Below are 6,636 nucleotides of genomic sequence, written 5' to 3'. Positions count from 1 at the left end.
CGGTCATCGCGGCGTGCACGGCACGGGCGACCACGTCGCGCGGGGCGAGATCGCCGAGTGGGTGCAGGCCGGCCATGATCGACCGTCCGTCGGAGTCGACGAGCACCGCGCCTTCACCGCGCACGGCTTCGCTGATGAGCGTCCGCCGACCACGGGCGCCTGGTGAATACAGCATCGTCGGATGGAACTGGACGAACTCGAGATCCGACACCGCGGCGCCGACGCCGAGTGCCAACGCGATGCCGTCACCGGTGCTGCCCGCGGGGTTCGTGGTCGCGGCGTAGAGATGGCCGAGTCCGCCGGTGGCGAGCAGGACCGATGAACCGATGACCCGCGAGTCACGGCCGTCCGCGTCGCGAAGCGTCACACCGACCGCCCGCCCGTGCGACATCAGGATGGAGGTCACGATGCTGTCGTCGACGACCCGGACGCGGCCGGCATCGATCCACCGACGCACCGCGGCACCGAGGGCTCGCTGAACCTGCGCGCCGGTCGCGTCACCGCCGGCGTGGATGATCCGACGGACACTGTGTCCGCCCTCGCGCGTGCGAAGCAGGCGTCCGTCGGAGTCGGTGTCGAAGTCGGCGCCCCACCCGATCAGGGCGGCGACGGCGTCGTACCCGTGGGACAGGATGGCGCGCGCGGCCACCGGATCGGAATGTCCCGCGCCGGCCACGAGAGTGTCGGCGAGGTGGCGGTCGATCGAGTCCACCCCGTCCTCGGGGTCGACCGCAGCAGTCGGGTCGACGACAGCTATCCCGCCCTGGGCGTACTGCGTTGCGGTGTCGGAGGGAATGTCGAGACGCCACGGGCGGCCCTTGTTGATCACCGTGACCTGCAGACCTGCCTCCGCAGCGGTCACGGCTGCGGTCAGACCGGCCACACCCGCACCCACCACGACCAGGTCGGCCCGCATCGTCGTCTCGTCCATCACGACCTCCGTCGCTCGGAGTTTTCGCCTGTCAGTCGAAAACATCGATTCAGCATAGCTTCCTCGGCGCACCCCGACCGTGAGCACGATTGCGCACCGCCCGATCAAGCGCTTGGTCGGGAGTGTTGTTGACTGATCGGCGTGGATGAACTCGATCTCCGGACGCCGGTCATCGTCGGCGTCGGACAGGCGTCGGAACGGATCACCGATGACGACTATCGCGCCCGATCCGCCGCCGACCTCGCGGCTGATGCCGTACGCGCAGCCCTCTCCGACACCGGCGTGCCACCCGATGTCGTCGCGTCCGCCATCGACACCATCGCGGCCATGCGGGCCTTCGACGACTCCAGCCCGTTCTCCCAGGCACTGCTGGGGGCCGCCGACAACATGCCGCGCGCAGTGGCAGCACGCGTCGGCGCAGATCCGGTGCACGCGATCCTCGACGTCACCGGCGGGCAGAGTCCGCAGCGCTCGGTGACCGAACTGTGCGCGGCCATTGCGTCGGGTCGCAGCGAGGTGGCGGTCACCTTCGGCGCCGAGGTGATGTCCACGGTCCGTCACCTCGCGGGCACGGACTCGCCGCCCGACTTCACCGAGCATTTTGCGGGCTCCCTCGACGACCGCGGTTTCGGCATCCGAGGACTGACGTCCGCGCAGTCCGCCCTGCATCACCTCGTCAATCCACCGACGCAGTACTCGATCCTGGAGAACGCGCGCCGCGCTCGTCTCGGCGTGAGCCGGGGCGAGTACCTCGCGATGATGGGCAGGCTGTTCGCCCCGTTCTCCGCGGTGGCGGCGGGCAACCCGCATGCGGCCGCGCCGGTGGAACGCGACGCCGATGAGCTCGTCACGGTCACCGATCGCAATCGTCGGATCACCGACGCCTACCCCCGATATCTCATCGCCCGTGATCAGGTGAATCAGGCTGCGGCGGTGGTCATCATGTCGCTGGGTCGCGCGCGCGAGCTGGGCGTGCCCGAGAGCCGGTGGGTGTTCCTCCACGGCCACGCCGACCTCACCGAGCACGAGCTGGGGATCCGAGCCGACCTCGGCTCCAGCCCGGCCGCGGTCGCCGCGGTCCGTGAGGCGCTGGCCATGGCCGGGGTGGGGCTCGACGGGTTGTCCGCCATGGACCTGTACAGCTGTTTCCCGGTCCCGGTGTTCAACCTGTGCGACGGACTGGGCCTGGCCCCCGACGACCCCCGGGGTCTCACGGTGACCGGCGGGTTGCCCTTCTTCGGCGGTCCCGGCAACAACTACTCGATGCACGCGATCGTCGAGATCGCGCACCGTGCGCGCAACACACCCGGGTCGTTCGGGATGGTCGCGGCCAACGGCGGCATCCTCAGCAAACACTCGGTGGGGATCTACTCGACGAACCCGACTCCCTGGCACCCGAGCACGAGCCCGTCGCGCCAAGCCGACCTCGATCGGGCGCCGACCGTCCCGTTCGCCTACCACGCCGACGGTCCCGCGACGATCGAGTCGTACTCGGTTTCGTTCGACCGCAACGGCTCCCGCACCGCCGTGGTCATCGGTCGTCTCGACGACGGCAGACGGTTCGTCGCCACTCCCGTGGACCACGACGACGATCTGCTCGACCTGCTCACCGGCGACGCCGAGCCGATCGGGCAGCGGATCCACGCACGCGCGGTCGATGCGGGCAATCGGGTCGCGACCGATCGGTTGAGCATGGACCGGCTGGTGCCACCGGTGACGCCGGTGTTCCGCGACCGCTACGACGGCCTGCGTCTGGCGCGCCGCGACCATGTCCTGGAGGTGACGCTCGACCGGCCGTCGGCGGGCAACGCCGTCGACGCCACCACCCAGCGCGACCTCGACGAGGTCATCGGCGCCTACTGCGGCGACCCTGATCTACGCGTCGCGATCCTCACCGGCGCCGGGACGGAGTACTTCTGTCTCGGAATCGATCTCGAGGATGTCGGGTCGTCGATGCAGATCACGAGACCGGTCAACGGATTCGGCGGGTTGAGCGGGCGACGTCATCTGTCGAAGCCGGTCATCGCCGCGATCAACGGTCGCGCCGAGGGCGCGGCCATCGACATGGTCCTGTCGTGCCACCTCGCGGTCGCCGATGAGAACGCAACGTTCGCGCTGCCGGAGACCGGGGTCGGACTGGCGCCGGGCCTTGAGACACTCGGACGGCTGCCCGTCGTGATCGGGCGCGCCCTGGCGCACGACATGATCCTGACCGGTCGCCGCCTCGACGCGACCGAGGCCGCGACCGCAGGGCTCGTGTCGCGGGTCGCGCCGGCGGGCACGGTTCTCGAGGTGGCGCGTGCGATGGCCGCGGACATCGCGTCGCGGTCACCGGTCGCGGCGCGAGCCGCCCTCTCGTTCACGGCATCCGACGACACCGACCCGTCGCCGGTCGACGACGAGCTGATGGTCCACGCCGACACCCTCGAGGGGCTACGGGCACGCAGGGAGGGACGCGCGCCGCACTTCCGGAACCGATGATCGCCCGTTTTGTGGCGCGATGACCGATTCGATGGAAACGTGTGGGGGTGAGCGATTCCCCTGACCTGGTCCTCGGTCCCATCCTGCGTTACGTCGACACCCATCGGGCCACGGTCTGGGTCGAGACCGACCGGGCGTGCACGGTGGAGGTCTCGACGTCCACCGGGTCGACCGGCAGCGAGCCGACGTGGGGCATCGGCGGACACCACTTCGCGATCGTCGTCCTCGACGGTCTGCCGGCGGCATCCCTCGTCGACTACCGCGTCGAATTGCGCGCCGAGCAGGCGAGTGCGAGTTGCTGGCCACCCGAAGATGTCCGCGCGGTCTTCCGCACCGCCGACCCCGACGGCGACGTGGGCATCGCGTTCGGTTCCTGCCGACGCGGCGACACCTACGACGACGAATCCCTGCAGCGCATCGGCGCCGACGCGCTCGTCGGGCTGGCGCGACGGGTACGCACCGAGGCGCCCGTCCACTGGCCGGATCTGTTGCTGCTGCTCGGCGACCAGGTCTACGCCGATGACCCGTCGCCGGAGATCCTCCGACAACTCCACCGTCACCGGGCCGCGAACCCGGAGACGACGGCCGCACTGGGCGACGAGGTCGCCGACGAGATCTGTGACTTCGAGGAGTACACGTGGCTCTACAAGGAGTCCTGGGGCACCCCGAAGGTCCGCGGGCTCATGGCGAGCGTGCCGAGCTGCATGATCCTCGACGACCACGACCTGCGCGACGACTGGAACTCCTCGGCGGACTGGCGACGGACCGTCACCGCCACCGACTGGTGGCCGCGGCGCGTGGTGGGTGCGTTCACGTCGTACTGGATCTACCAACACCTGGGGAATCTCTCGCCCACCGAACTCGCCGACGACCCGATCTACGCCGCCGTCCGCGCGGCACCCGACGACGTCGCCCGGGAGAAGATCCTGGCCGACTTCTCGCTGCGCGCCGACGCCGAGCCCGATTCGACACGGTGGAGCTATGTGCGCGACCTCGGCCACACCCGGCTGATCATGATCGACTCACGCTGTTCGCGTGACCTCACCCCGGAACGCCGCGCGATGCTCGACGTCGCCGAGTGGGAATGGCTGCGGACGGTGACGCTCGAGACCGAGGCGCGCCACATCCTCTTCGGCACCTCATTGCCCTATCTGATGCTGCCGGCGTTGCATCACCTCGAACAGTGGAACGAAGCCGTCGCGCAGGGCGCCTGGGGGCCCCGTGCGGCGAAGGTCGGCGAGAAGCTGCGACTGGAACTCGACCTCGAGCACTGGGCGGCGTTCGACAACTCCTTCCGCGACATGGCGGGCCTGGTCTCCCAACTCACCGCCCGGCCCACCCCGCCGGCGTCGGTGGTGTGGCTCTCCGGCGACGTGCACTGCTCGTACGTCGCAGAGGCGCAGCTCACCGAGAAGGCGACGCCGCAGACCGCGCTGTACCAACTGACGATGTCGCCGTTCCGCAATCCGCTGGAGCGGCCCATCCGCGTGGTCAACCGCATCGCGATCCGCAAACCGATGGTCGGCCTCATGCGCCGACTCTCCCGGCGTGCGCACGTCCCGGAGACGCCGATGAGCTGGCAGGCGACGGCGGGCCCCTGGTTCGACAACGGGGTCATGTCGCTGACCATCACCGGAGAACGCCTGTTGATCCGGGTCGAGCACGCATTCGTCGCACCCGACCGCTCCCAGCGGCTGTCGCAGACCCACACCGGTGAACTGACTCGCTGACTCCTCTTCGATCGGCACACCCGGGCGGTCAGTAGGGTGGAAAGAGCTTCATTCATCACTGACTCCAGACCCGGGTTCGTGCACATTCGTCAGGAGATCTCATGGCCGAATATCGCGTGATCAACCCCAAGGGCGACACCGTCGCCACCAAAGACTTCGATGCTGCGGACGACGCGTACTCGTGGTTCAAGGAAGCCCAGGACAACACCGAGCTCGGCTGGCGCCTCGAGGTGAACCACGACGGCGACTGGGCGTTCGTCGACGACTCCGAGGGCACCGACGACTCGACCTCCATCAACGATTCGGACGGACCGTCCAACTGATGCCCGTCGATGCCACCAATCCGGCCACCGGCGAGACCATCGGGACGTTCGAGCAGCTGACCGACGACGCGGTCGCGGACAAGATCGCGATCGCGGCGGAGGCGGCGCGTAGCTATCGCCTCACCTCGCTCGACGAGCGTGCCGCCGGTCTGCGCCGAGCGGCCGACATCCTCGACGAGGACAGCGAGTCGTTGGCGGCGACCATGACCGCGGAGATGGGCAAGACCATCACCGCGGCCAAGGCCGAGATCGCGAAATGCGCGAAGGGGCTGCGGTACTACGCCGAGCACGCACCGGAGATGTTGGCCGACGACATCGCCGACGCCGGGGCCGTGAACGCCGCGCGCGCGTTCCACCGTTTCCAGCCGCTCGGGGTGATCCTCGCGGTCATGCCGTGGAACTTCCCGCTGTGGCAGGTCATCCGGTTCGCCGCTCCCGGTCTGATGGCCGGCAACGTGGGGCTGCTCAAGCACGCCTCGAACGTTCCGCAGACCGCGCTCTACCTCGAGGATCTGTTCCGCCGGGCGGGGTTGCCCGACGGTGTGTTCCAGACGCTGATCATCTCGTCGAAGCAGGTGGAGAAGATCCTGCGCGACAAGCGTGTCGCGGCAGCGACTCTCACCGGCAGTGAGGGCGCGGGGCGGTCCATCGGTGAGATCGCGGGCAGCGAGCTCAAGAAGGTCGTCCTCGAGCTCGGCGGCTCGGATCCGTTCGTGGTCCTGCCGTCGGCCGACCTCGCGGCGGCGGCCAAGACCGCCACCACGGCGCGCTGCCAGAACAATGGGCAGTCATGCATCGCGGCCAAGCGGTTCATCGTGCACACCGATGTCTACGACGAGTTCGCCGAGCACTTCGTCCGGGAGATGGCGTCGCAGAAGGTCGGCGATCCCACCGCCGACGACACCGACATCGGTCCGCTGGCGACCGAGCAGGGTCGCACCGACGTCGTCGACCTCGTCGAGGACGCCGTGGCCAAGGGCGCGAAGGTGTTGACCGGTGGCACCGTGCCCGACGGTCCCGGGTGGTTCTATCCGCCGACGGTGATCAGTGAGATCACCACGGAGATGGACATCTACGGCGAAGAGGTCTTCGGACCGGTGGCGTCGCTGTACCGCGCCACCGACACCGACGACGCCCTGCGCATCGCCAACGACACCGACTTCGGTCTCGG

5 protein-coding genes are annotated in these 6,636 nt (G+C 69.0%); 4 read left to right on the top strand and 1 reads right to left on the bottom strand.

Annotated elements, in window-relative coordinates; all coding sequences use genetic code 11:
• Nucleotides 1-931: FAD-binding protein (locus JHC79_RS17500; RefSeq protein ID WP_296393153.1), on the bottom strand; the 931-nt coding region annotated here is incomplete at its 3' end.
• A gap of 141 nt (nt 932-1,072) precedes the next feature.
• Between JHC79_RS17500 and JHC79_RS17495 the strand changes: the two genes are divergently transcribed.
• The 4 genes from JHC79_RS17495 to JHC79_RS17480 form a co-directional block, all read left to right on the top strand.
• Nucleotides 1,073-3,412 carry an acetyl-CoA acetyltransferase gene (locus JHC79_RS17495; RefSeq protein WP_296393151.1) on the top strand — a complete coding sequence of 780 codons (2,340 nt, stop codon included), beginning with the start codon at nt 1,073-1,075 and terminating at the stop codon, nt 3,410-3,412.
• A 47-nt stretch (nt 3,413-3,459) separates the two neighbouring features.
• Nucleotides 3,460-5,142, top strand: coding sequence for an alkaline phosphatase D family protein (locus JHC79_RS17490; RefSeq protein ID WP_296393149.1), 1,683 nt, complete (start codon nt 3,460-3,462; stop codon nt 5,140-5,142).
• A gap of 101 nt (nt 5,143-5,243) precedes the next feature.
• Complete coding sequence (locus JHC79_RS17485; protein ID WP_296393147.1) at nt 5,244-5,465, top strand: hypothetical protein; 222 nt, start codon at nt 5,244-5,246, stop codon at nt 5,463-5,465.
• The coding region (locus JHC79_RS17480) for an aldehyde dehydrogenase family protein (RefSeq protein ID WP_296393145.1) at nt 5,465-6,636 on the top strand (1,172 nt) is incomplete at its 3' end. The genes JHC79_RS17485 and JHC79_RS17480, both read left to right, overlap by 1 nt.

The sequence above is a fragment of the Williamsia sp. genome, assembly GCF_016462415.1.
In the GTDB taxonomy this organism is placed as follows: domain Bacteria; phylum Actinomycetota; class Actinomycetes; order Mycobacteriales; family Mycobacteriaceae; genus Williamsia_A.
The sequence above is the reverse complement of the archived record's forward strand: the minus strand, read 5'-3'. Positions and strand labels throughout refer to the sequence as shown.

Bases quoted from the DNA above. Each gene is read 5' to 3' on its own strand.
- JHC79_RS17485 (WP_296393147.1), top strand. From the start codon at position 5,244: ATGGCCGAATATCGCGTGATCAACCCCAAGGGCGACACCGTCGCCACC.